Annotated in this window: 24 protein-coding genes; 19 read left to right on the forward strand and 5 right to left on the reverse strand. The window is 67.3% G+C overall.

Annotation, left to right across the window (positions count from 1 at the left end):
- Positions 1 to 2: 2 nt before the first annotated feature.
- The 13 genes from ftsW to dnaE all read left to right on the forward strand — a co-directional run bounded on the left by ftsW (position 3) and on the right by dnaE (position 15,399).
- Positions 3 to 1,547 carry a putative lipid II flippase FtsW gene (gene ftsW, locus ACQCSU_RS19840; protein WP_426977024.1) on the forward strand — a complete coding sequence of 515 codons (1,545 nt, stop codon included), beginning with the start codon at positions 3 to 5 and terminating at the stop codon, positions 1,545 to 1,547.
- Positions 1,544 to 2,701, forward strand: a complete 1,158-nt coding sequence (locus ACQCSU_RS19845; RefSeq protein WP_426977025.1) for a UDP-N-acetylglucosamine--N-acetylmuramyl-(pentapeptide) pyrophosphoryl-undecaprenol N-acetylglucosamine transferase — start codon at positions 1,544 to 1,546, stop codon at positions 2,699 to 2,701. The genes ftsW and ACQCSU_RS19845 overlap by 4 nt, the downstream gene beginning before the upstream one ends.
- Before the next feature lie 4 nt (positions 2,702 to 2,705).
- Entirely contained in the window at positions 2,706 to 4,151 is a 1,446-nt protein-coding gene (gene murC, locus ACQCSU_RS19850; RefSeq protein WP_426977026.1) for a UDP-N-acetylmuramate--L-alanine ligase, read from the forward strand.
- Positions 4,144 to 5,037, forward strand: a complete 894-nt coding sequence (locus tag ACQCSU_RS19855) for a cell division protein FtsQ/DivIB (RefSeq protein ID WP_426977027.1) — start codon at positions 4,144 to 4,146, stop codon at positions 5,035 to 5,037. The genes murC and ACQCSU_RS19855 overlap by 8 nt, the downstream gene beginning before the upstream one ends.
- A gap of 298 nt (positions 5,038 to 5,335) precedes the next feature.
- Complete coding sequence (gene ftsZ, locus ACQCSU_RS19860; protein ID WP_426977028.1) at positions 5,336 to 6,562, forward strand: cell division protein FtsZ; 1,227 nt, start codon at positions 5,336 to 5,338, stop codon at positions 6,560 to 6,562.
- A 91-nt stretch (positions 6,563 to 6,653) separates the two neighbouring features.
- On the forward strand, positions 6,654 to 7,382 hold the full coding sequence (locus ACQCSU_RS19865; protein WP_426977030.1) for a polyphenol oxidase family protein: 729 nt from the start codon (positions 6,654 to 6,656) through the stop codon (positions 7,380 to 7,382).
- Positions 7,375 to 8,103: a YggS family pyridoxal phosphate-dependent enzyme gene (locus ACQCSU_RS19870; RefSeq protein WP_426977031.1), complete on the forward strand. Its 729-nt coding sequence runs from the start codon at positions 7,375 to 7,377 to the stop codon at positions 8,101 to 8,103. The genes ACQCSU_RS19865 and ACQCSU_RS19870 overlap by 8 nt, the downstream gene beginning before the upstream one ends.
- A gap of 88 nt (positions 8,104 to 8,191) precedes the next feature.
- Positions 8,192 to 8,719 carry a cell division protein SepF gene (locus ACQCSU_RS19875; protein WP_426977032.1) on the forward strand — a complete coding sequence of 176 codons (528 nt, stop codon included), beginning with the start codon at positions 8,192 to 8,194 and terminating at the stop codon, positions 8,717 to 8,719.
- A gap of 136 nt (positions 8,720 to 8,855) precedes the next feature.
- Positions 8,856 to 9,164 (forward strand): YggT family protein, encoded by a 309-nt coding sequence (locus ACQCSU_RS19880; RefSeq protein WP_426977033.1) that lies wholly within the window; start codon positions 8,856 to 8,858, stop codon positions 9,162 to 9,164.
- Positions 9,165 to 9,313: 149 nt separating this feature from the next.
- On the forward strand, positions 9,314 to 9,997 hold the full coding sequence (locus ACQCSU_RS19885; protein WP_426977034.1) for a DivIVA domain-containing protein: 684 nt from the start codon (positions 9,314 to 9,316) through the stop codon (positions 9,995 to 9,997).
- Between the two features lie 141 nt (positions 9,998 to 10,138).
- Positions 10,139 to 10,708: a signal peptidase II gene (gene lspA, locus ACQCSU_RS19890; protein WP_426977035.1), complete on the forward strand. Its 570-nt coding sequence runs from the start codon at positions 10,139 to 10,141 to the stop codon at positions 10,706 to 10,708.
- 136 nt (positions 10,709 to 10,844) lie between these two features.
- Complete coding sequence (locus ACQCSU_RS19895) at positions 10,845 to 11,702, forward strand: RluA family pseudouridine synthase (protein ID WP_426979867.1); 858 nt, start codon at positions 10,845 to 10,847, stop codon at positions 11,700 to 11,702.
- 139 nt (positions 11,703 to 11,841) lie between these two features.
- On the forward strand, positions 11,842 to 15,399 hold the full coding sequence (gene dnaE, locus ACQCSU_RS19900; RefSeq protein ID WP_426977036.1) for a DNA polymerase III subunit alpha: 3,558 nt from the start codon (positions 11,842 to 11,844) through the stop codon (positions 15,397 to 15,399).
- A gap of 51 nt (positions 15,400 to 15,450) precedes the next feature.
- Here dnaE and ACQCSU_RS19905 read toward each other — a convergent pair whose 3' ends face one another.
- Positions 15,451 to 15,909 (reverse strand): flavin reductase family protein, encoded by a 459-nt coding sequence (locus ACQCSU_RS19905; protein ID WP_426979868.1) that lies wholly within the window; start codon positions 15,907 to 15,909, stop codon positions 15,451 to 15,453.
- A 210-nt stretch (positions 15,910 to 16,119) separates the two neighbouring features.
- Between ACQCSU_RS19905 and ACQCSU_RS19910 the strand changes: the two genes are divergently transcribed.
- From ACQCSU_RS19910 to nrdR, 3 genes are all read left to right on the forward strand, one after another.
- A complete protein-coding gene (locus ACQCSU_RS19910) occupies positions 16,120 to 16,686 on the forward strand; it encodes a hypothetical protein (RefSeq protein WP_426977037.1) in 567 nt (188 codons plus the stop codon).
- An 80-nt stretch (positions 16,687 to 16,766) separates the two neighbouring features.
- The gene (gene hisD / locus ACQCSU_RS19915) at positions 16,767 to 18,185 is read left to right on the forward strand and encodes a histidinol dehydrogenase (protein WP_426979869.1); all 1,419 of its coding nucleotides are present in this window, start codon (positions 16,767 to 16,769) and stop codon (positions 18,183 to 18,185) included.
- A gap of 128 nt (positions 18,186 to 18,313) precedes the next feature.
- Positions 18,314 to 18,805 carry a transcriptional regulator NrdR gene (nrdR, locus tag ACQCSU_RS19920; RefSeq protein WP_426977038.1) on the forward strand — a complete coding sequence of 164 codons (492 nt, stop codon included), beginning with the start codon at positions 18,314 to 18,316 and terminating at the stop codon, positions 18,803 to 18,805.
- A 90-nt stretch (positions 18,806 to 18,895) separates the two neighbouring features.
- On the opposite strand, the gene ACQCSU_RS19925 is transcribed toward nrdR, so the two are convergent.
- From ACQCSU_RS19925 to map, 3 genes are all read right to left on the reverse strand, one after another.
- Positions 18,896 to 19,654: an SDR family oxidoreductase gene (locus tag ACQCSU_RS19925; protein ID WP_426977040.1), complete on the reverse strand. Its 759-nt coding sequence runs from the start codon at positions 19,652 to 19,654 to the stop codon at positions 18,896 to 18,898.
- A gap of 4 nt (positions 19,655 to 19,658) precedes the next feature.
- On the reverse strand, positions 19,659 to 20,462 hold the full coding sequence (gene ppgK / locus ACQCSU_RS19930) for a polyphosphate--glucose phosphotransferase (RefSeq protein WP_426977041.1): 804 nt from the start codon (positions 20,460 to 20,462) through the stop codon (positions 19,659 to 19,661).
- 89 nt (positions 20,463 to 20,551) lie between these two features.
- Positions 20,552 to 21,430 carry a type I methionyl aminopeptidase gene (gene map, locus ACQCSU_RS19935; protein ID WP_426977042.1) on the reverse strand — a complete coding sequence of 293 codons (879 nt, stop codon included), beginning with the start codon at positions 21,428 to 21,430 and terminating at the stop codon, positions 20,552 to 20,554.
- Positions 21,431 to 21,541: 111 nt separating this feature from the next.
- Here map and ACQCSU_RS19940 point away from each other — a divergent pair, with 111 nt between their 5' ends.
- Both ACQCSU_RS19940 and ACQCSU_RS19945 read left to right on the forward strand, forming a co-directional pair.
- The gene (locus tag ACQCSU_RS19940; protein WP_426977043.1) at positions 21,542 to 21,706 is read left to right on the forward strand and encodes an SPOR domain-containing protein; all 165 of its coding nucleotides are present in this window, start codon (positions 21,542 to 21,544) and stop codon (positions 21,704 to 21,706) included.
- A 130-nt stretch (positions 21,707 to 21,836) separates the two neighbouring features.
- On the forward strand, positions 21,837 to 22,412 hold the full coding sequence (locus tag ACQCSU_RS19945; RefSeq protein ID WP_426977045.1) for a YceI family protein: 576 nt from the start codon (positions 21,837 to 21,839) through the stop codon (positions 22,410 to 22,412).
- Between the two features lie 30 nt (positions 22,413 to 22,442).
- Here ACQCSU_RS19945 and panB read toward each other — a convergent pair whose 3' ends face one another.
- Entirely contained in the window at positions 22,443 to 23,372 is a 930-nt protein-coding gene (gene panB / locus ACQCSU_RS19950) for a 3-methyl-2-oxobutanoate hydroxymethyltransferase (RefSeq protein WP_426977046.1), read from the reverse strand.
- Between the two features lie 264 nt (positions 23,373 to 23,636).
- Here panB and glnA point away from each other — a divergent pair, with 264 nt between their 5' ends.
- Entirely contained in the window at positions 23,637 to 24,977 is a 1,341-nt protein-coding gene (gene glnA, locus ACQCSU_RS19955) for a type I glutamate--ammonia ligase (RefSeq protein ID WP_354190221.1), read from the forward strand.
- Position 24,978: the final 1 nt, after the last annotated feature.

A 24,978-nucleotide genomic window follows, 5' to 3' on the forward strand; every position in this document is an offset into this window, starting at 1 on the left:
CAATGGTCAGCACGCCCACACGCACGCCGGCGGCCAGGCCCGCCGCAGCGAGACCCGCCGCGGCCAAGCCCGCCGAGGCCAAGCCCGCCGCGGCAAGACATGGCACAGCCGGGAACAAAGCGCCCGCCGCAAAGGTGCCCGGCCAAGCGCCGGGAAAAAGACTGTCACCCGCAGCAAGGGTCCGCGGCTGGTTCCGGGGCTTCTGGTCCGCGCTGGAAGGCACCGGAAAGTCCCGCAACGGCTCCACTTACTACCTGATCCTCGGCGCCACGCTGGCGCTGACGGCGATCGGCATCATGATGGTGCTCTCCGCTTCCAGCGTGGAGGCCATCGCTGCGGGGGAGTCGCCCTACTCGGCCGCCCTCAAGCAGGGCGTGTTCGCCGCCATCGGCGTCTTCTGCATGTTCCTGCTCTCCCGCGTCAACGTCGTGTGGCTCAAACGTTTCGCGTGGCTCGCCATCTTTCTCGCGCTGATCCTGCTGGTGCTGGTGCTCGTGATGGGGCGCAGCGCCCTGGGCAACAAGAACTGGATCGACGTCGGGCCGTTCACCTTCCAGCCCTCCGAGGCCGCCAAGCTGGCCCTCGCCCTGTGGATGGCGACGGTGCTTGGCGCCAAGACGAAGCTCCTCAGCCAGTCGAAGCACGCACTGATCCCCGTTGCCCCGGTAGCCGTGCTCGTGATCGGCCTCATCCTGGCCGGCAACGACCTCGGCACGGCGATGATCGTCATGATCATCACCGCAGCGGCGCTCTTTTTCGCGGGTGTCCGGCTCTACGTGTTCGGCATTGGCGCGATATTCCTCGGCGCCGCCACCGCTGTCCTGGCCATCACGAGCCCCAACCGCGTCTGCCGCATCCTGTCCTGGACCGGCCAGACCTGCGCCGACGGCTCGGATCTGAATTACCAGTCGACCAACGGCCTCTACGGGCTCGCCTCCGGCGGCTGGTTCGGGGTGGGGCTGGGCCAGAGCCGGCAGAAGTACAGCTGGATCCCGGAAGCCCACAATGACTTCATCTTCGCGATCATCGGCGAAGAACTCGGGCTGATCGGCACCCTCGTGGTCCTGGTCCTGTTCGGCATCCTGGGAACCGCCATCTACCGCGTCGTCGTGGCCCAGAAGGACATGTTCCACCGGGTCCTTGCCGGCACCATCATGGTCTGGCTGCTGGGCCAGGCGACCGTTAACATGGCCGTTGTCACCGGCCTGGCTCCGGTGGTGGGCATTCCGTTGCCGTTCATTTCCTATGGTGGCTCCGCCCTGCTCATGTCCTTGTGCGCCATCGGCGTAGTCTTGTCTCTGGCCCGGGCGCAGATGGCGCCGGGCCTGCAGCCCAAGCGGATGTTCAAGTTCGGCCCGGCCGGGCTGGCCAAGATCCTGCGGAAGCGGTTCGGGACCAGCAGTTCCGCCGCCCGGGCCGCTGCCAGGAACGCGCCGACGAACCCGGCGCCCAAGAAGCCCGCCCCTCAGGACTCCGCCCCCGGAAGCCCACCCTCAAGAACCCCGCCCCCAAGAACCCAGCACGAAAGCGTAAATAGGCCTTCATGAGCACCGAGTCCTCTTTGTCCGTCGTCCTCGCCGGCGGCGGTACAGCCGGGCACATCAGCCCGCTCCTGGCCATCGCCAACGCGGTCCGGGAAGCCCGTCCCGGTGCGCGGCTGCTCGCGGTCGGCACGCCCAACGGGATGGAGGCCCGGCTGGTCCCGGCCGCGGGGCTGGACCTCGCCACGATCAGCCGTGTCCCCTTCCCGCGCAAACCGTCGCTGGACCTGCTGCGGCTCCCCGGCCGGCTCGCCGGTGCGGTGAAGCAGGCAGGGGTCATTCTCGATGAGGCCGGAGCTGACGTGCTGGTCGGCGTCGGCGGATACGTGTGCACGCCCATGTACCTCGCCGCCCGGCGCCGGAATATCCCGATTGTCATCCATGAAGCCAACACCCGGCCCGGCCTCGCGAACCGGGTGGGGGCACGGCTGGGCGCCAAGGTGGCTGTCGCCTTCGCCGGCACCAGGCTCCCCGGGGCGGTGCACGTCGGCATGCCCATGCGCCGTGAGATCTCCGGACTCGACCGCGCGGCAGCCATGGCGGCCGCCCGGACGGCACTGGGGCTCGATCCACAGCAGCCTGCGCTGATCGTCACCGGCGGTTCCTCGGGAGCGCAGAGCATCAACCGGACCATCGCGGCGTCCGTCGGAGCCCTCGCCGAGGCCGGCATCCAGACCCTGCACATCACCGGACGCGGCAAGTCGGTCCACGACGCCGACGGCAAGCCGCTCGCAGCACCCGGCTACCGGCAGGTGGAATTCGTGGACGTAATGGAATCCGTCTACGCCGCGGCCGGGTTGCTGCTGGCACGCGCCGGGGCCGCCACCGTCTGCGAAGCCGCCGCCGTCGGCGTGCCCGCGGTCTTCGTGCCGTTGCCCATCGGCAACGGGGAGCAGGCGCTCAACGCCGCCGGCCTCGTCGAAGCCGGCGGCGCCCTGATCGTGGCAGACAGTGCGTTCACCCCCGAGTGGTTGCGCCAGAACCTCATCCCGCTGCTGCTGGACGGCGCGAGGCTCGCCCGGATGGCAGCCAGCTCCGGCCAGCTCGGCATTCGAAATGCTGACCGGCGCATGGCCGATCTCGTCATTGCAGCGGCAGCGTCTTCGAAGGCTAAGCCGTTGAAGTCAGCGCCTTTGAAAAAGCACAGCAGGAAGCGGTAGAGCCATGATCCAGCCCCAACACCAGCCGGAGCCGCAGGCCGGCCGCACCCAGGAGTCCCTCGGCCGGGTGCACTTCATCGGCATTGGCGGCGTGGGCATGTCCGCCGTCGCCCGGATCATGGTGGCCCGCGGCCTGCCGGTCAGCGGCTCGGACGCCAAGGACCTGCCCGTGATGGCCGAACTCGCCGCAGCCGGTGCCCGGATCCACGTCGGCTATGCCGCCGCCAACCTCGGCGACGCCCAATCGGTCGTGGCCGGCTCCGCGATCCGCCCGGACAACCCCGAGCTGGCCGCAGCACGGGCCGCCGGGCTGCCCGTCCTGCACCGCTCCGAGGCGCTGGCGGCCACGATGGCGGACGACACGGTGGTGACCGTGGCCGGCACCCACGGAAAATCCACCACGACGTCGATGATCACCATTCTGCTGCAGGGCGCCGGGCTGGACCCGTCCTTCGCGATCGGCGCGAACGTGCCGGCGCTGGGCGTCAACGCCGCCCACGGCAGTTCCAGCATCTTCGTCGCGGAAGCCGACGAGTCCGACGGTTCCTTCCTGAACTACCGCCCGCGGATCGCCGTGGTCACCAACGTCGAACCGGACCACCTGGACCATTACGGCACTGCCGAAGCAGTGTACGCCTCGTTTGACAGCTTCACCGCCTTGCTGCCCGCCGACGGCGTGCTGGTGGCCTGCGCGGACGACGACGGCGCCCGGGCTCTGGCCCGCCGCACCCTGGAGCGGGGCAACACCCGGGTGGTCCTCTACGGCACGGCGGACGGTGCCGCGCTCAAGCTGCACGACGGCGGTCCGGGCGACGTCTGGATCGAAACCCCCGGGGGACGGTTCGCCGTCGATCTCCAGGTTCCCGGGCGGCACAACGCGCTCAACGCGGCGGCGGCGTTCGCCGTCGCGCTCGAACTCGGCGTCGCGCCCGAGGCCGCTGCGGGAGCCCTCGCGCATTTCGCCGGAGCCTCGCGGCGCTTCGAATTCAAGGGCGAGGGCCGTGGAGTGCGTGTCTATGATGACTACGCCCACCACCCCACGGAGGTCCGGGCCGCGCTGTCCGCCGCACGGTCCGTGGCCGGCGGGCATAGGGTGCACGTGCTCTTCCAGCCCCACCTGTTTTCCCGGACCCGCGAATTTGCCCGTGAATTCGCCGAAGCCCTCAACGCTGCGGACACGGCCCTGGTCCTGGACATCTATCCCGCCCGTGAGGACCCCATCCCCGGCGTCAGCAGCCAGCTGATCGGCGACCACCTGGCCCCGGGCGGCCGGCTGATCGGCCCGGACGAGGCGGCCGTGCAGGCCGTAGTGGCCGCGGCAGCCCCCGGCGACATCGTGCTGACGGCCGGAGCCGGCGATGTCACGGCCTACGGCCCGCTGATCGTCGCGGCCCTGAACGCCGGCGCCCCGGACCACGGCGCCGCGGCAGCTGGAGCAGCCGGTGCCTAGCACCCGCCGCCCCACCTATAAGACCGGGACACGGCGTCCGTCGTCGGACGGTCAGGCCCAGGCGCCAACGGATGTGATTTCGGCGTCAAAGGCCGATTCCGGGCCGGGCGCCCGGACCGCGGCCGGCGGAACCCCTGCCGCCAGCGGTCCGGAGCGGCAGCAGGACAATGTGCTGTCCTTTCCCGAGCCCAAGGCCAAGCGGCGGAAACGGATCCTCCTGAGCACCATCGGGGTCGTCGCCGGGCTCGTCGCCGCGATCGTGCTGGCGGCCGTCTACACGCCAGTGCTGGCGCTGCGGACCGTCACCGTGGAGGGCACGAAGCTGCTGAGCGCAGGGCAGGTGCAGGCCGCCCTGGCGCCATTGCAGGGCAAGCCGCTGCCGCAGATCGGCGACGAGGACGTAACAGCCCTCCTGCAGCCGTTCGTCCAGATCAAAGAGGTGACCACCCAGGCACGCCCGCCGGGCACGCTGGCAGTGCACATCACGGAGCGCCTCCCGGTGGCCATGCTCAAGCAGGGCGACGGCTTCCAGCTGGTGGATGTTGACGGCGTCCGGCTCAGCAGCACCACGGACTCCGCCTCGATAGCGCTGCCGGTGATCGACGCCGGGGACGGCGCGCTGGCTCCGGAGCTGTTCCACGCGATCACCGGCGTCCTGGGCGCGCTCCCGGCAGACGTGCTCGCCAGGCTCTCCGATGCCTCGGCGAAGTCCGCGGACGCCGTCGAACTCAAACTCGTTGACGGCCAGACGATCATCTGGGGAAATGCGGGGGAGAAGGAACTCAAGGCCCGGGTCCTCGCCGCGCTCCTCAAGGCTCCCGTCGACCCGAAAAATCCGGTCCGGATCTACGATGTCAGCGTGCCCAGGCACCCGGTCACCCGATAGCAGCCGATCGGTTAGCCTGGAATTCCGATACGCGTGCGAGGCACCACGCCCCAGGTGGCAAACCGCCGGGCACCCGGCGGTCGCAGGACAGCAGCAAATGCAGCACAAATTAAGGGTATTTGACCGGTATTCCCGCGACACGCGGCGCCGGTTATTGAATGTCCCCTACATAGGAAATAGCGTCACAGACATGAGTTACTTGACATAACTATAACCTTCAACTCGAAGGTTAAGGTTCGAAGCTTCAAGCCCGACTCCATCAGTTTTCGCAACAGAACACGAACAAGGGACACGTAACGTGGCAGCTCCGCAGAATTACTTGGCCGTCATCAAGGTCGTCGGCATCGGCGGCGGTGGCGTGAACGCAGTCAACCGCATGATCGAGGTCGGTCTTCGCGGCGTCGAATTCATCGCGGTCAACACCGATGCGCAGGCATTGTTGATGAGCGATGCCGACGTCAAACTCGACATCGGGCGTGAGCTGACGCGCGGGCTGGGAGCCGGTGCGAACCCCGAGGTCGGCAAGCAGGCTGCCGAGGACCACGCCGAGGAAATCGAAGAGGTCATCCGTGGCGCTGACATGGTCTTCGTCACCGCCGGCGAAGGCGGCGGCACCGGCACCGGTGGCGCGCCCGTCGTGGCCCGCATTGCCCGCTCGCTCGGCGCCCTGACCATCGGCGTCGTCACCCGCCCGTTCACCTTCGAGGGCCGGCGCCGCGCCGGCTCTGCCGAGGCGGGCATCGACGCCCTGCGCGACGAAGTCGACACCCTGATCGTGATTCCGAACGACCGGCTGCTGTCCATCAGCGACCGCAACGTCTCCGTGCTGGACGCATTCCGTTCCGCCGACCAGGTCCTGCTGTCCGGTGTCCAGGGCATCACCGATCTGATCACCACCCCGGGCCTGATCAACCTGGACTTCGCCGATGTCAAGTCCGTCATGCAGGGCGCTGGTTCGGCGCTCATGGGCATCGGTTCGGCCCGCGGTGAGGACCGTGCCGTCAAGGCTGCGGAGCTCGCCATCGCCTCACCGCTGCTCGAGGCCTCCATTGACGGCGCGCACGGCGTCCTGCTGTCCATCCAGGGCGGCTCGGACCTGGGCCTCTTCGAAATCAACGAGGCGGCCCGCCTGGTCCAGGAAGTCGCCCACCCGGAGGCCAACATCATCTTCGGCGCCGTCATCGACGACGCCCTCGGCGACGAAGCCCGTGTCACCGTCATCGCCGCCGGCTTCGACGACGTCAAGGCCACCTCGCCGTCGATGGACCAGTCGCTCCCGCAGACGGCACCGCAGCGCCCGGCAGCCCCGGCCGCCGCACCGGCTCCGGCGCAGGCCCCGGCCTCGGCCCACGTCCAGCCGCTGCACGCAACCGTCGGCGCCTCCGCCCTGGGCGGCTGGGGCCAGCAGCGTTCGTCCGCCGTGCCGGCAGACTCCGGCTTCGACGTCGACCTGCCGTCCGTCGTGGAACCGGACCTGTCCGGCCGCCATTCGGATGACCTGGATGTCCCCGATTTCCTGAAGTAGGTCCTGAGGCACCATGGCACTGCCGGATGGCAGTGCCATGGTGCTTTCTCGTAGGATTGAAGCTCTGCAAACAAGTTTGGCGGTGTTCTGAGTGTTCTCGTGGCGGACGGAAGCCCGGCCCGGCGTCTGGGTGGCTTTCACCGACGCCGACGCCGGCAACCTGGCGCTCCATGTTGGCGACGATCCGGCGGAAGTCCGGCGCCGCCGCAGGGAGCTCGACCTGGCCGCCGGCCTCGGCAGCCGCGGCTTCCACTACATGAACCAGGTCCACGGCCACGAGGTCGCCACGATCGCCGGCAGCGTCCCCGCTGCACCGACCGCCGACGCCATGGTGTCCGCCGGTCAGCCTTTGGCGGTCATGGTGGCCGACTGCGTGCCCGTGGTCCTGGTGGGGGAGCAGGCTGCCGGGGGAGCGCCGGTGCTCGGTGCGGTGCATGCGGGACGGCCCGGCGTCGCCTCCGGTGTGGTGCCCGCCGCGGTGGCGCGCATGCGTGAGCTCGGCGCTGCGGAGATCAGCGCCTGGATCGGCCCGTCCATCTGCGGGCGGTGCTACGAGGTGCCGGCCGGGATGCGGGCGGACGTAGTGGCCATCGTCCCCGCTACCTGGTGCAGCACTTCCCGAGGTACGCCCGGGCTGGACCTGCCGGCGGGAGTCTGCAGCCAGCTGGAGGCCGCAGGCGTGCGGGTCGAATACTCCGGCGGCTGCACCCTGGAAGACGAAAAGCTGTTTTCCTACCGCCGCAACAGCAACACCGGCCGGTTCGCCGGCCTGGTCTGGACAGGTTCCCCGCTCGGGGCGGGGCCACGCCACGATGGATGAGCAGCAGGATCCCCGGCTGGCCGAGCTCCGGGGGCGCCTCGCCGCGGTCAGGTCCCGGATCGACGGCGCCGCGGCGGCCGTCGGACGGCAGGAATCGCCGCCGCGGCTGATCGTCGTCACCAAGTTCCACCCCGCGGAGGACGTGCGGCGGCTCGCATCACTGGGCGTCACCGACGTCGGCGAAAACAGGGACCAGGAAGCCTCGGACAAGGCGGCCGGGCTCGGCGACCTTGACCTCCGCTGGCACTTCATCGGCCAGCTCCAGAGCAACAAGGCCAAATCCGTCGTGAAGTACGCCCACGCCGTACACGCCGTTGACCGGCCCCAGCTCGCCGGTGCCCTGGCCAAGGCCATGGCTGCCGAGCGCGAACGCACTGGCCGGGACCCGCTGGACTGCTTTATCCAGGTCAGCCTGGACGACGACGCCGACGGTCACCGGGGCGGCGCGCTTCCCGACGACGTCCCCGCGCTGGCCGACCGCCTGGCAAGCTCCGACGGGCTGCGGCTGGCGGGGGTCATGGCGGTGGCTCCGCTCGGCGCGGATCCCGGCCGCGCTTTCGAGAAGCTTGCTGAGATCTCGGCCCGGCTGAGGACCGGATACCCGGACGCCACAGGTATTTCCGCCGGCATGAGCCAGGACCTCGAAGCTGCCATCCGGTTCGGTGCGACACACCTTCGTATTGGCTCGGATATTCTCGGTCCGCGTCCGGCGTTGCGGTAGGTTCAACGTATTGGAAGGTAATGGCGGGAATTCCAAGGCTGTCAGGTCATTTTGAGCGGCCCGCTGACGGACACGATAGGAGTCGACCATGGCTGGCGCTCTGCGCAAGACAATGATCTATCTTGGGCTCGCCGACGGCGAGGAACACTACGAGTCCGAGCACCCCACACCGCACAAGGATGAGGACAATTCCATGGAGCACGACCGCGAGGAGCGCCGTGCGGCGCCGGTCCGCGAGGTCCCCCGGGAAGAGCCCCACGCCGCTGAAGAGGAATATCGCGCACCTGTGACACCCATCAAGCGAGCGGCATCGAGCCGCGAAGAGACCACCGGACTCCGGCAGATCACCACGATCCACCCGCGCTCCTACAACGACGCCAAACTCATCGGCGAAAGCTTCCGTGACGGCATCCCCGTCATCATGAACGTCACCGACATGGGCGAAGCGGACGCCAAGCGCCTCGTCGACTTCTCCGCTGGACTGGTCTTCGGCCTGCGTGGCAGCATCGAACGGGTCACGAACAAGGTATTCCTGCTCTCGCCGTCGTACGTTGAAGTCATCGGCGATGACAAGAAGGTCAGCGAGACGCAGGCCGCCTTCTTCAACCAGAGCTAGCGCAGGATTTTTCCACGGATGCCAGGCAGGGACACCTGTCTGGCATCCGTGCTGAATTATCCGTGTTGAAATAGAGGCGTAACCATTTTAAGGACACTGCGGTTTCCGGAATGAACATGGAGATATGAGTTAACTCATGGGAATTGTTTTCGGACTTGTCTATATCGCGCTGCTGTTCTTTTTTGTAGCCCTGATTGTTCGGCTTGTCTTTGACTGGGTACAGATGTTCGCGCGGAGCTGGCGGCCGAGCGGCGTGGCTCTCGTAGCCGCGCACGCTGTGTATTCCGTCACAGACAAACCCCTCAAACTGCTCCGGCGGCTCATCCCACCGCTCCGGCTCGGCGGGATATCGCTCGACCTGGGCTTCCTGCTGCTTTTCGTGGCCGTGACGGTGGCGATGGCGGTCGCCAAAAGCCTCGTATACGCCCAGCCCATCGCGGCTTAGCGGGAAGGCGGACCCGCGCCGCGCCCAAACTGATACAAAACTCCGGTTTGACACTGCGGTGTTGAATTAGAGGAACCAGACCATATTTAGGTACCGTAGTTTTGACGGCCGGAAGGCCTCCTGACTAACTAGACCAACGAGGTGACCAGATGGCTTTGACGCCAGAAGACGTTGTCAACAAGCGCTTTCAGCCGACCAAGTTCCGCGAAGGCTACGACCAGGACGAAGTTGATGACTTCCTGGACGAGATCGTCGTGGAACTGCGACGTCTGAACCAGGAGAACGACGAGCTGCGCAAGAAGCTCGCCGAACTCGGCGCCGGCACGCCCGCCAGCTCCGCCGCCGCGGCCCCCGTCGTGGAAAAGGTGCCGGCCCCCGTCAAGGTCGACAAGGACAAAGAAGACCGCGCCAAGGCAGAAGCCGAGGCCAAGGCAGCCGAAGCTGCGAAGAAGAAGGAAGCCGAGAAGGCTCCCGCGCCTGCCGCTGCCCCGGCACCCGCCGCCGCCACCCCTGTCTCGGAGTCCGCTGCCGGCCTGCTCGCCATGGCGCAGCAGATGCACGACAAGCACATCGCCGACGGCGAGCAGCAGCGGGACAAGATCATCGCTGAAGCCCAGATCGAAGCCAGCAGCCTTGTCAACGACGCCCAGGAAAAGTCCCGCAAGATCCTCGGTGCCCTCGAGCAGCAGCGCTCCGTGCTGGAACGCAAGGTCGAGCAGCTCCGCGGCTTCGAGCGCGACTACCGCTCTCGTCTGAAGGCCTACATCGAAGGCCAGCTCCGCGACCTGGACGCCCGCGGTTCCGTGGCGGCCCCTGAGGTCGAAGCCAGCTAGGGCAAAAAGCCAAGTATTCTGAAAGCCGGTGGCTGAGGATTCCTCGGCCGCCGGCTTTTGCCATTCACCGCCATCTTCCGTGGCCTGCTCGGCCAAGCGGCAAGCCCCCAGTCCCCGCACTGGCTCCCGAATGAAAGCCCTATGACTGACGCCCCAACACCAGACGCCACGACACCCGCGCCCGTAGCGCACGCCAAGCCTCGACGGGGGCTGTTGCTCTCGGTTTTCTCGGCCCTGGCGGTGTTCGCCTACGTGTTCGACCAGCTGACCAAGCTGTGGGTCACCAGCCATATGATCGAGGGTGAACGGATCCCCGTGCTGCCCCCGCTGTTGCACTGGTACTACATCCGCAACTCCGGGGCCGCGTTCTCCATCGGCGAGAACGTCACCTGGGTCTTCACCATCATCATGGCGGCCGTGTCCGTGGCGATCCTGCTCCAGCTGCGGAAGCTGGGCTCGGTCTGGTGGGCCCTGGCGCTGGGCCTGCTGCTGGGCGGGGCCCTGGGAAACCTCACGGACCGGCTGTTCCGGGAGCCCTCCTTCGCAATGGGCCACGTGGTGGACTTCATCCAGTTGCCAAACTTCGCGATTTTCAACATTGCCGATTCCGCCGTGGTGTCCTCCGTCGTGATCATCTGCCTGCTCACGCTCAGGGGCATCGCTCTCGACGGCTCGCACCATACCAAGGAAGCAGCGGAACGCGATGTCTGACCATACGCCGAAGAACCTGAGCGAAGACGAGGCCGAGGACCTGGCGGACCTCGCCGAGGAATCCGGCGCGCCACGGCGGATCGTGGTCCCGGAGGAGTTGGCAGGGACCCGGGTGGACTCCGGACTGGCCGAACTGATGGACATCTCCCGTTCCCAGGCTGCCGTGCTGATCGCCGAAGGCAACGTCACGAGCGCCGGCAAAGCCGTCGGAAAATCCCTCAAGCTCAGCCCCGGCGCCGTGCTCGACGTCGTCGTCCCGGACCGGCGGGACCCCCTGGAAGTCGTGGAGGAAGTCGTGGAAGGCCTCAAGATCCTGCTGGATGATGACGAGTTCGTCGCCATCGACAAACCGGTCGGCGTCGCGGCGCATCCGTCTCCCGGCTGGGTCGGTCCCACTGTTGTGGGCGGTCTGGCGGGCCTCGGCTACCGCATCTCCACCTCCGGCTCGCCGGAGCGCGCCGGCATCGTTCACCGGCTCGACGTCGGGACCTCCGGCGTGATGGTGGTCGCCAAGACCGAGAGGGCCTATACGGCCCTGAAGCGTGCCTTCAAGGAGCGGACTGTGGACAAGGTGTACCACGCCGTCGTCCAGGGCCTCCCGGACCCGCTGGCTGGCACGATCGACGCACCGATCGGCCGCCACCCGGGCCACGACTGGCGCTTCGCCGTGATCGAGGACGGCCGCGACTCCATCACGCACTACGAGGTCCTGGAAGCCTTCGGCAAAGCCACGCTCGTGGAGGTGCACCTGGAAACCGGGCGCACGCACCAGATCCGCGTACACTTCTCGGCACTGCGGCACCCGTGTGTCGGTGACCTGACCTACGGCGCGGACCCGCGCCTCGCGGCGAACCTGGGACTCACGCGGCAGTGGCTGCACGCCCGTCAGCTGTCCTTCGACCACCCCCGCACAGGGGAGCGGGTCACCGTCACGAGCGAATACCCGGAAGACCTGCGCTACGCGCTGGAAGTCCTGGAATCCGGACAGGCTTGATTCCGCGTCCTTGATTCCGCGTCCCTGATCCGGCGGTGCCTGATCCCGCGTCCCTGGTCCGGCGGTGCCGGGGCGCCGGGGCGCCGGCCACGGTGCGTGCCTGGCAGCGGGGGCCGGTGCCCGGCACTAGAATGGTCCGGTGACTTCCAGCAACGACTCGTTTGTCCATCTCCACAACCACACCGAGTACTCCATGCTGGACGGCGCCGCCCGGCTCGGAGAGCTATTCGATGAAACCGAGCGGCTGGGTATGCCCGCTCTGGCCACGACGGACCACGGCTATCTGTTCGGCGCCTTCGACTTCTGGAAACGGGCCACGGACAAGGGCATCAAGCCGATCATCGGCGTCGAAGCCTATGTGACGCCGGGAACCGCGCGCAATGACAAGAGCCGCGTCCGCTGGGGCGAAGAGAACCAGCGCAAGGACGACATCTCCGGTGGTGGCTCCTACACGCACATGACCCTGCTCAGCTACAACAACGTGGGCATGCGGAACCTCTTCCGGGCTTCCTCCATCGCCTCGCTGGACGCCGTCTTCGGCAAATGGCCGCGGCTGGACCGGGAACTGCTGAACACGTACTCCGAAGGGCTCATCGCCACGACCGGCTGCCCCTCGGGTGAAGTCCAGACCCGGCTCCGGCTCGGCCAGTACCGGGAGGCGCTGGAGGCGGCCTCCGAGTTCCGCGATATCTTCGGGGCGGAAAACTACTTCTGCGAACTCATGGACCACGGCCTGGACATCGAGCGGCGCGTCACCGGCGACCTGCTGCGCCTCGCGAAGGACCTGAACCTGCCGCTCGTGGCCACCAACGACCTGCACTACACGCACGAGCACGACGCCAAGGCGCACGAGGCCCTGCTGGCCATCCAGTCCGGTTCGACGCTCCTGGAGCCAAGCTACGACAACGGCGGGTCCCGGTTCGCGTTCTCGGGCAGCGGCTACTACCTGAAGTCCCCGCAGGAGATGCGGGAGCTGTTCCGCGACCACCCCGAGGCCTGCGACAACACCCTGCTGATCGCCGAGCGCTGCGAAGTCTCCTTCAACACCGGCGCCAACTACATGCCCCGCTTCCCCTGCCCGCCCGGCGAGGACGAGACCTCCTGGCTGGTCAAGGAAGTGGCCACGGGACTGGCCTACCGCTACCCGGGCGGCGTGCCGGACAAGGTGCGCACCCAGGCGGACTACGAGCTCGGCGTCATCACCTCCATGGGCTTCCCGGGGTACTTCCTCGTGGTGGCCGACTTCATCAACTGGGCCAAGAACAACGGCATCCGGGTAGGTCCCGGCCGCGGCTCGGGCGCCGGCTCCATGGTGGCGTACGCGATGCGCATCACCGACCTCGACCCGCTGCTGCACGGCCTCATCTTCGAGCGGTTCCTGAACCCGGACCGCGTCTCGATGCCTGACTTCGACGTCGACTTCGATGACCGGCGCCGCTCCGAAGTGATCGACTACGTCACGCGCAAGTACGGTGACGAGCGCGTCGCCATGATCGTCACCTACGGCACCATCAAGACCAAGCAGGCCCTCAAGGACTCCTCGCGCGTGCTGGGCTACCCGTTCAGCATGGGCGAACAGCTCACCAAGGCGCTCCCGCCGGCCGTGATGGCCAAGGACATCCCGCTCGCGGACATCCAGAACAAGGACTCCAAGCGCTACAGCGAGGCCGGGGACTTCCGGCAGCTGGTCGCCACCGACCCCGAGGCCGCCAAGGTGTTCGAGACCGCCCTGGGCATCGAGGGCCTGAAGCGCCAGTGGGGTGTGCACGCGGCCGGTGTGATCATGTCCTCGGACCCGATCATCGACGTCATCCCGATCATGCGCCGCTTCCAGGACGGCCAGGTCATCACGCAGTTCGACTACCCCACCTGCGAGGGCCTCGGCCTGATCAAGATGGACTTCCTCGGCCTGCGGAACCTCACGATCATTTCCGACGCCCTGGAAAACATCACGATGAACCGCGGCGTGGACCTGGACCTCGAGTCCCTGGCCCTCGACGACGCCCCGTCCTACGAGCTGCTGGCCCGCGGCGACACCCTGGGTGTGTTCCAGCTCGACGGCGGGCCCATGCGCTCCCTGCTCAAGCTCATGAAGCCTGACAACTTCGAAGACATCTCCGCCGTGCTGGCCCTCTACCGGCCCGGGCCCATGGGCGCCAACGCGCACACCGACTACGCGCTGCGCAAGAACAAGATCCAGGACGTCATTCCGATCCACCCGGAACTGGAGGAACCGCTCTCCGAAATCCTCGGCGGCACGTACGGCCTGATCGTGTACCAGGAGCAGGTTATGGCGGTGGCGCAGAAACTCGCCGGCTATACCCTCGGCCAGGCCGACATCCTGCGCCGGGCCATGGGCAAGAAGAAGAAATCCGAGCTGGACAAGCAGTTCGCCGGCTTCTCCCAGGGCATGCAGGACAACGGCTACTCGATGGCCGCCGTCAAGACCCTCTGGGACATCCTGCTGCCCTTCTCCGACTACGCCTTCAACAAGGCGCACTCGGCCGCGTACGGCGTGATCTCCTACTGGACCGCCTACCTGAAGGCGCACTACGCCCCGGAGTACATGGCCGCCCTGCTGACCAGCGTCGGCGACGACAAGGACAAATCGGCGATTTACCTCAACGAATGCCGGCGCATGGGCATCACCGTGCTGCCGCCGGACGTCAACGAGTCAGCCCTCAACTTCACCCCTGTCGGCAACGACATCCGCTTCGGCATGGGCGCCATCCGCAACGTCGGCGTCAACGTCGTCGAGGCCATGGTGGCGGCGCGCGAAAAAGAAGGTGCCTACACGTCCTTCAAGGATTACCTCATGAAGGTCCCGGCCGTTGTGTGCAACAAGCGCACCATTGAATCCCTGATCAAGGCCGGCGCCTTCGACTCCCTGAACCACCACCGGCGCGCCCTGGCCATGATCCATGAAGAAGCCATCGACTCCGTCATTACGCTCAAGCGCAACGAGGCAATCGGCCAGTTCGACCTCTTCGCAGGCTTCGACGAAGCCGAATCGGAGTCGTCCCTCAGCATCGAGATTCCCGACCTTCCGGAATGGGAGAAGAAGGACAAGCTCTCGTTCGAACGTGACATGCTCGGGCTCTACGTCTCGGACCACCCGCTGCAGGGGCTCGAAGGGCTCCTGAGCCAACACGCCGACCAGTCCATCACCTCGCTCATCGCCGAGGACGGCCCGCACGACGGCGCCATAGTCACCATTTCGGGCATGATCACCTCCCTGAGCCGGCGGATCGCCAAAGCCAGCGGCAACGCCTATGCCCGAGCGGAGATCGAGGACCTGGGCGGTTCCGTCGAGGTCATGTTCTTCGGCCAGGTCTACGGCCCGATCGCCTCCGTGCTGGCCGAAGACCTGATCGTGGTGGTCAAGGGTCGGCTGCAGCGCCGGGACGACGGCGCCGTCGCGTTGAACTGCATGGAACTCTCGGTCCCGGACCTCAGCGAGGGCCTGAACGGCCCGCTGGTGATCACCATGCAGACGCACAAGGCAACCGAAGCCGTGGTGACCGAACTCGGGGACGTCCTCAGGACGCACCGCGGCAAGTCCGAGGTCCGGCTGCACCTGCAGGGCGATGCCCGGGTGGAGGTCATGGGGCTGCCCGTGCACTTGCGGGTCAACCCTAGCCCCTCATTGTTCGGTGACCTGAAGGTGCTCCTCGGCCCGACCTGCCTGGATAGCTGACGCCGCCGTCGCTTGGATAGCTGACGCCGCCGTCGCTGCCCTGGTAAGGACTCAGATCTCGTAGTCGAGCGGGATAGGCTGGCTGTATGCCCCCGAGTGGTACAGCAGGGGAGTGCCGTCCTCGCCGACCTCGCCTTCCACCACCTCGACAACCACCACGGCGTTGTTCTCGAAGGAGAGCCGCATCTGGACCTTGCCGATCAGCCAGCCGGCGACGTCCTTCAGGATGGGCACCTCGTGGGGGCCGAGCTCCCAGTGGTCGCCTTCGAAGCGGGTGCTGGTCCGGGCAAAACGGTCGGCCAGCTCCTGGTTCTCCAGTCCGAGCATGTGCACGCCGATGTAGGTGGTGTTGGCCACCGCCGGCCACGAACTCGAGGTGCGCGCCATGTTGAACGTGAACCGCGGGGGCTTGGCCGAGAGCGACGCCACCGAGGTCGCCGTGAAACCGAACGGCACGCCGTTGTAGTTCGCGGTGATGATCGCCACGCCGGCCGCATGCCGGCGGAACATTTCCTTGAACGTTCCTTCGAAGGCTCCGTCGTCTGAGGCCACTGCGATCCAACTCCCTGCTGCACGTGCATGTGATGTACCTACCCTGCCAGCGTATTGCGTCCGCGATCGGCCGCGGTACTTGTTTACCCGGGCCGTCATGAGGAACGTCATCCGGGGACGCCCGGTGTCATGTGCCCGGCCGGCGCAAAGCTTGTTAAGGTTTGTTGCATGACACAGCCCGCAGTACACGGCCCGGACGAGCATATGGAAGATGGCCAGGGACAGCCCGGTCCGGAACATGGGCGTGGCCGCCGCTCAACGCCGTGGCGGAAGGCCGCGGCCATCACCGCGGCCGGCGTGCCGCTGGGGCTGCTCTGGTGGGTGCTGGCGCCAGCGGGCCTGAACCTGCTCTCGGGCGACGCGGCCCTGCGGAGCGGCAGCAACCCGGAGACCTGGCTGCCCCGGGATCTGGTGCTGGCCGGGCTGTTCCTGCTCGCCGGCTGCATTGCCGGAGCCCTTGTCTCCGGCACGAAAGACCAGGGGCCGTCGGCGCGGGACGTTGTCATCGCCGTTGTCGCCGGGGCGCTGGGGGCGGTCATCGCCTGGCGGACCGGAGTGCTGTGCGGCTTCTGGTGGGGGCCGGCGGCGGACGCCTCGGCCAGCGCGAGCACCGCCTTTTCGCTGCGGTCTTACGCAGTCCTGGCCATCTGGCCGGCCGCCGTCGCCCTCTCCGTCTTCCTGGGCGGTGTCGTCACCAATCCCCGGAAGCCTGCGTCCGGGGAACCCGCCGCGTAACAGCGTCAGGGCTCCCCGGTGCCGGCACGTAAAATGTAGGGGTGACCCTTACTCCTGACAGCCCCGTGCCCCCGGCTACCGTGCCCCCGGCTACTGCGCCCCCGGTTCCCGTCGATCTCACCTTCCGCACCGTTGATCTGCGCGGCCAGCGGCTGACCCTGGCAGGGCTCCGCGCCGCAGTGCCGCGGGCGCAGACCGGCATCATGGCCGACGCCGAAGAGAAGGTCCTCAGCATCATCTCGGCGGTCCGCAGCCGCGGCTTCGAGGCCCTTCGCGAGCTGGCCCTGACGTTCGACGGCGTCGAGCAGCAGCGCCCCCGGGTCCCCGCGGAGGCCCTGGAGGCAGCGCTGGCCGGGCTCGATCCCGCGGTGCGCGCTGCCCTGGAAGAATCCATCCGGCGGGCCCGCCGTTTCGCCGACGCCCAGCGCCCGGCGGACACCGACGTCGAACTCGGCGAAGGCGCCGTCGTCAGCCAGAAGTGGGTCCCGGTGGCCCGGGTGGGCCTGTACGTTCCCGGCGGCCTCGCCGTGTATCCGTCCTCGGTGATCATGAACGTCGTCCCGGCCCTGGCCGCCGGCGTCGAGTCCATCGCCCTGGCGTCGCCGCCGCAGAAGGACTTCGGCGGTCTCCCGCACCCCACGATCCTCGCGGCGGCCTGCCTGCTGGGCATCGAAGAGGTCTACGCGATCGGCGGGGCGCAGGCCATCGCGGCGTTCGCCTACGGCATCCCCGCCGGCTCCGGGACGGAGGGCGACCCCGGCGCGGGCCTGGACCCGGTCGACGTCGTCACCGGCCCCGGGAACATCTTTGTCGCCACCGCCAAGCGGCTGGTGAAGGGCGTCGTCGGCATCGACTCCGAGGCCGGCACCACGGAAATCGCGATCCTGGCCGACTCCACGGCCCGGCCGGACCTCGTAGCGGCCGACCTGATCAGCCAGGCCGAACACGATCCCCAGGCAGCCTCCGTGCTGTTCACGGATTCGGAGGAGCTCGCCGCGGAAGTGCGTGCCGAGCTGGAGCGCCAGGCCGCCGCCACCAAGCACAGTGCGCGGGTGCGCGAGGCGCTTTCCGGGCCGCAGTCCGGAGTCGTCCTGGTGGAAGACCTGGAGCAGGGCATCGCGGCCTGTGACGCCTACGCCGCGGAACACCTGGAAATCATGACGGCCGACGCCGCCCGGGTGGCTGGCCGGATCCGCAACGCCGGGGCAATCTTCGTGGGCGACTACAGCCCTGTCAGCCTGGGGGACTACTGCGCCGGATCCAACCATGTGCTGCCCACCAGCGGCACCGCGGCTTTCTCCTCGGGATTGAACGTGGCCACCTTCCTGCGCGCCATCCAAGTCATCAACTACAGCCGGGCGGCGCTGGAACAGGTCAGCGGGCACATCGTGAGCCTCTCCGGCGCGGAGGACCTGCCCGCCCACGGCGAGGCCGTCACGGCCAGGTTCAGCACAGGCTCAGCACAGGGTTCAGTACATGCGCCTGACCACTACATGTAGTAATTACAGGCTTGTTATTCAGCTACATCTAGTCGTAAACTGATGACGACAGCAGACTGCCGGTGCCCACTCCGGTGTTCATTGGCGCTGGGCGGCTTGTCCAGGATTGCGACAGGGGAGGAAACGACGTGTATTGCCCGTTCTGCCGTAACCCTGATTCCCGCGTGGTGGACAGCCGGATCGCCGACGACGGCTCAGCCATCCGGCGCCGCCGGCAGTGTCCCGAGTGCGGCCGGCGGTTCACCACCGTCGAGACCACCAGCCTGACCGTCATCAAGCGCTCCGGCGTCGGCGAACCGTTCAGCCGCAGCAAGGTCATCAACGGCGTCCGGAAGGCCTGCCAGGGCCGTCCCGTGACCGAAGACGACCTCGCCATGCTCGCGCAGGAGGTCGAGGAGACCATCCGTGCCTCCGGCGCCGCGGAGATCGACGCCCACGAAGTCGGCCTCGCCATCCTCAACCCGCTGCAGAAGCTGGATGAGGTCGCCTACCTGCGCTTCGCGAGCGTGTACCAGGCCTTTGAATCCCTCGAGGACTTCGAGTCCGCCATCTCGCTGCTGCGCCACGAGGCCGGCGCGAAGGGCCTGGAGGGCAAGAGCTCGCAGAAGAGCCCGCTCTAGGCTCCCGACCAGGATGCCGGACCATAGACTCCGGTGGTGGCAGCGGAGGGGAAGCCGCGGCCACCACCGGCTCCAACCCACCGGGTGGAGTCATCTGCCGCCGGACACCGGCAGCACGGCGCCGGTGATGTACCCGGCCTCGGCAGACAGCAGCCAGAGCACGGCGGCCGCGACCTCGTCCGGCTCGGCCCCGCGTCCCATCGGAATTGTGGAGTTGAGCCGTTCCACCCGGTCCGGCATGCCCGCGGCCGCGTGCAGCCCGGTGTTGGTGCTTCCGGGGGCCACACAGTTCACCCTGATGCCCTGCGCCGCCACTTCGGCCGCAAGGCCCACAGTCAGCACGTCCACGGCGCCCTTGGACGCCGCGTAGTGCACCCACGTTCCGGGCGAGCCGGCTTTCGTGGCGGTCGAGGAGATGTTGATAATGGAGCCGCCGCGGCCTCCGCGGTCCCGGCTGAGCCGCCGCACGGCCTCCTGGCAGACAAAGATGAGGCCGGCCGCGTTCACCTCGAGGACGCGCCGGACCGTGGCCGCGGGCACGTCCGCGAGGGGTCCGATCAGGTTGCCGGTGATCCCGGCATTGTTGACGACGGCGGCCAGCGGACCCAGCGCCCGGGCGGCGTCGAACAAGGCCGTCACGGCGTCGGGGTCGCCGACGTCCGCCCGGACTGCCAGCGCGGAACCGCCCCCGGCGAGGATGGTGCCGACCACCGCGTCGGCGCCGTCGGCGTCGGCCGAATAATTGACGAGGACGGCGTACCCGGCGCGAGCGGCCCGCAGGGCGATCGCCGCGCCGATGCCGCGGCTGCCGCCCGTGACGATGACGACGTCGGGCCCGGAGTCAGCCATGGTGCTACTTGGCCAGTTTGTGCTTCAGCGCGATCTCGATCGCGGCGCCGACGATGCCGGCGTCGTTCTTCAGCTCCGCCGGGACAATCGGCGTGCGGAGCTTCATCCGCGGGAGGTACTCGTCGGCACGCTTCGAGATGCCGCCGCCGACGATGAACAGCTCGGGGGAGAAAAGGAACTCAACGTGGGAGAAGTAGCGTTGCAGCAGCACGGCGTACTCTTCCCAGCTGAGGCCGTCCCGCTCACGGGCCACGGCCGAGGCCTTGCTCTCGGCGTCGAATCCGTCAATTTCCAGGTGGCCCAGCTCGGCGTTGGGGACGAGCTTGCCGTCGAAAATGAAGGCGGAGCCGATCCCGGTGCCGAGCGTGATGACCAGCACGGTGCCTGCCACGCCTTCGCCGGCGCCGTAGCGGGCCTCGGCCAGGCCGGCGGCGTCGGCGTCGTTGATGACCTCCACGGGGCGGCCGAGGCGGGCGGTGAGCAGGGCATCGATATCGAGGTCCAGCCAGGCTTTGTCGACGTTGGCCGTCGAGTGCACCACGCCGTGCTGGATGATGCCCGGGAAGGTCACGCCGACCGGGGAGTCAGGGGCCGGGGCGTCGGGACGCTTGGACAGCTCGGCCACGACGTGCGCTACGACTTCGGCGACAGCCTCGGGAGTTGACGGCTGGGGGGTGGGCACGCGGAGCCGGTCACCCACCAGCTTGCCCTTCTTGAGATCGACAATCCCGCCTTTGATCCCGGTACCGCCGATGTCAATCCCGATCAGCAGGGAGTTCTTGTGCGACTTCTCGTCCTTCTTGGCCAATGTGGTTCCGTTCGTGGCAGGGGGCGGGCTAGGAAAGGTGCGGCCCAGGGCCGGCGGCGAAGACGGGATCTTCGGGGGACGTGCAGGGCTCAGGGGAGGGTGAGGACCTCGGCGCCGGACTCGGTCACCAGCAGGGTGTGTTCGAACTGGGCGGTGCGCTTGCGGTCCCGGGTCACCACCGTCCAGTCATCCGCCCACATATCCCAGTCGACGATCCCCAGGGTCAGCATGGGTTCAATGGTGAAGACCATGCCGGTCTCCATGACAGTGTTGTAGGCGGGGGCGGCGTCGTAGTGCGGAATGATCAGCCCGGTGTGGAAGGCCTCGCCGACGCCGTGTCCGGTGAAGTCGCGGACCACGCCGTAGCCGAAGCGCTTGGCGTAGGACTCGATGGTCCGTCCGATCACGTTGATTTCGCGGCCCGGCGCCACCGCACGGATGGCGCGGTTCAGCGATTCCTGGGTGCGCTCGACGAGCAGCCGGGATTCCTCGTCGACGTCGCCGGCCAGGAAGGTGTAGTTGGTGTCGCCGTGCACGCCGCCGATGAACGCGGTGATGTCGATGTTGAGGATGTCGCCGTCCTGGACGACGGTGCTGTCCGGGATGCCGTGGCAGATCACTTCATTCAGCGAGGAGCACAGTGACTTGGGGAAGCCGCGGTAGCCGAGGGTGGACGGGTACGCCTTGTGGTCGAGCAGGAACTCGTGGCCCACCCGGTCCAGGTGGTCGGTGGTGACACCGGGCTGGATGTGCTTTCCGACCTCCACGATCGCCTGGGCTGCGATCCGTGAGGCAATCCGGATCTTCTCGATGGTCTCCGCCGTCTTGACCTCCGAGCCGGTGAACTTCGCCGGTGACGGCTTCCCCACGTATTCAGGGCGCGGGATGGACGCCGGCACGGGAAGCTGCGGGCTGACTGTTCCCGGGACGAGGGTGCCGATTGGTGCAGTCGAGGCGAGAGAAGGCATAGATTGATCATATAAGGCCCCGGCCGAAGGCCGGAAAACAAAGCGGAAACACAGCGGAAAACAATTCCGGAAAACAACTCCGGAATGTACGGCGGAACAAGAGGAGTAGCGATGCCCGAATACTGGTACAACGTCAAAACCCACGAGGTCGAGGAAGACGCCTTGTCAGACTGGACCCAGTTGATCGGACCCTACAAGACACGTGAGGAAGCCGAGCACGCCCTCGAAAAGGTCCGGGCCCGCAATGAGGCCTGGGAAAAGGGCGAGGACGACTAACACCGTCAACAGGCACCCCCAGTGCCGCCGTCGGGTTCTGCGAACCACGCCTGCTCCGACGGCCACCCCCAGCCAAGCGGTATTACACAAGTCGGGATACCGGGCCTGCCGGAACCCAAGGAGGCAAATCATGGCCGAACTCAAGTCAGAATACTCAGGGCGTTGGCGGTTCGATCCCACCCATACGCGCATCGGATTTTCCACCCGCCACGCAATGGTCACCAAAGTTCGTGGAGCTTTCAATGACTTCGAAGGCTTGATCACGGTCGACGCCGATAACCCGGAACGCTCGAAGGTTGAGCTGGCTGTCGAGGTCGGGAGCATTGATACCCGCAATGCCGACCGCGATCAGCACCTGCGGACCAACGATTTCTTTGACGCCCCCCGGTTCCCGGAGATCACCTTCGTGAGCAGCCGGGTAGATCAGGTGGACGAGGGCCACTTCATTGTCAGCGGTGACGTGACCATCCGAGGCGTCACCAAGGAGATTTCCATCCCGATCGACTTCATCGGCGTCGAGCGGGATCCCATGGGCAACCTCCGGGCAGGCTTCGAGGGATCCCGTCGAATCGACCGCCAGGATTTCGGGCTCAAGTGGAACACCGCCTTGGACTCCGGCGGTGTGCTGGTGTCGGACAAGATCACCCTGGAGTTCGAGGTGTCCGCTATCAAGAGCGAGGTTAGTGCCGGAACCCCCGAGGGCTAAGGCAGCACTGGCCCGGCCAACTCAGATGACTCAGAAGGAGTGCTCGGGGCCGGGGAACTGCCCTGAACGCACGTCCTCGCCGTAGGCCTTGGCGGCGTCGCTCAGCGAGGTGCGCAGATCCGCGTACTGCTTGACGAACTTCGCCATCTTGCCGCCGCGCAGACCCGCCATGTCCTGCCACACCAGCACCTGGCCCGTGGTTGCGTTGCCCGCGCCGATGCCGATAGTCGGAACCGCCACCGCCGCGTCCACGGCGGCCGCCGTCTCGGCCGGAACCATTTCCATCAGCACGGAGAAGGCGCCGGCATCGGCCAGCGCGACGGCGTCGTCAATCAGCCGCTGGGCATCATCGCCGCGGCCCTGGACCCGGTAGCCGCCGAGCGCGTGTTCGCTCTGCGGGGTGAAGCCGATGTGCGCCATCACCGGGATGCCGGCCTGGACCATGGCCCGGACAGTCTCGGCGTAGAACGTGCCGCCCTCGATCTTGACGGCGTGCGCGAGGCCTTCCTTGAGGAACCGCACGCCGGTGGCCACCGCCTGCTGGGGGGAGACCTCGTAGCTGCCGAAGGGCAGGTCCGCGACCACCAGGGCGCGCCTGGCCGAGCGCGCGACGGCGCGGCACAGCGGGATCAGCTCGTCCACGGTCACCGGGAGGCTGGTCTCGTTGCCGAAGACGTTGTTGGAGGCCGAATCGCCTACCAGGAGGACTTCAATGCCGGCCTGGTCAAAGATCTCCGCCGTGTACTGGTCGTAGGCGGTCAGCATGGCAAAGCGTTCCCCGTTGAGCTTCGCGTCGCGCAGGTGATGGGTGCGGATCCTGGCGGCAGGCTTCCGGGAGGCGTCCGGCGCCGCGTCCGCTCCTGCGCCGGGCGTCGCGGGACTGATGCCTGCCGGGCCGTTGCCGTAGGGTGCCGCAACTTCTGCGGGCGTGCTTGAATCGGGGCTGATGCTTGTGGCCATGGCACGAGCGTAGTGCGATACCGCGCGTACTAGCTACCGGGTACCAAAGCGGGAACCGGTGAATCGCGTCACAACGGCGCGCGGAAAACGTCCCCGCTCCGGACCGGCCGGGGCGTATTTCCGGTTCCTTGTGTTAACGCTGTGTTACGCGGGGCGGCTGCTCCAGCAATCGGTGGCAATGCTTAGTAAAGTGAACGGTGAGCAGCTGCGGACCCATGCACGAAGGGCCTGGGGCACGGACGAATGAACCGGAAAGAGGCCAGTATGGACCGCCAGCAAGAGTTTGTCCTGCGGACGATCGAAGAGCGCGATGTGCGGTTCGTGCGTTTGTGGTTCACCGACGTCGTGGGATCGCTGAAGTCCGTGGCGCTGGCGCCGGCGGAAGTGGAGGGCGCCTTTGAGGAAGGCCTCGGCTTTGACGGCTCCTCCATCGAGGGACTGGCCCGCGTCTTCGAATCGGACATGCTGGCCCAGCCGGACCCCGCCACCTTCCAGATCCTGCCCTGGCGCGGTGAGACGGAAGCGACGTCGCGGATGTTTTGCGACATCCTGACGCCCGACGGCGAACCCTCCGCCGCGGATCCGCGCAATGTGCTCAAGCGCAACCTGGCCAAGGCCGCGGACATGGGGTTCACCTGCTACACGCATCCCGAGATCGAGTTTTACCTGCTGAAGTCCCAGCAGCCCGGACCCGACGGTTCGCCGGTCCCGGTTGACGAGGGCGGCTACTTCGACCACGTCCCGGGCGGCGTGGCCCAGGATTTCCGCCGCACGGCCGTGACCATGCTCGAGTCGGTCGGCATCTCGGTGGAGTTCAGCCACCACGAGGCTGGCCCCGGGCAGAACGAAATCGACCTTCGCTACGCCGATGCTTTGCAGACCGCGGACAACATCATGACGTTCCGCACCGTGATCAAGGAAGTCGCGCTGCAGCAGGGAACCTACGCCACCTTCATGCCGAAGCCCTTCACGGCGCATCCGGGATCCGGCATGCACACCCACTTCTCGCTCTTCGAGGGCGACACGAATGCGTTCTACGAGGCCGGTGCCGAGTTCCAGCTCTCCGAGACCGCGCGGCAGTTCATCGCCGGCATCCTCAAGCACGCCCCGGAATTCACCGCCGTCACCAACCAGTTTGTGAACTCCTACAAGCGCCTGTGGGGCGGGGGAGAGGCACCGAGCTACCTCAGCTGGGGCCACAACAACCGCTCCGCCCTGGTCCGGGTGCCGCTCTACAAGCCCGGCAAGGGCCAGTCAGCCCGGATCGAGTACCGCGGCATCGACTCCGCCGCCAACCCCTACCTGGCCTACGCCGTGCTCCTGGGCGCCGGGCTCAAGGGCATCGAGGAAGGCTACCAGCTGCCCGCCGCGGCCGAGGACGACATCTGGTCGCTGAGCTCGGCCGAGCGCCGCGCCATGGGCCACGACCCGCTCCCGGCCAGCCTGCACGATGCCATCCGGACCATGGAGGACTCCGAGCTCATGCCGCAGATCCTCGGCGAGCAGGTATTCGAGCACTTCCTGCGCAACAAGCGGGCCGAATGGCAGGACTACCGCCTCCAGGTGACGCCCTACGAACTGCAGCGCAACCTCGGCATCCTTTAGG

This window comes from Pseudarthrobacter sp. O4 (assembly GCF_050157025.1).
Taxonomy (GTDB): Bacteria; Actinomycetota; Actinomycetes; order Actinomycetales; family Micrococcaceae; genus Arthrobacter.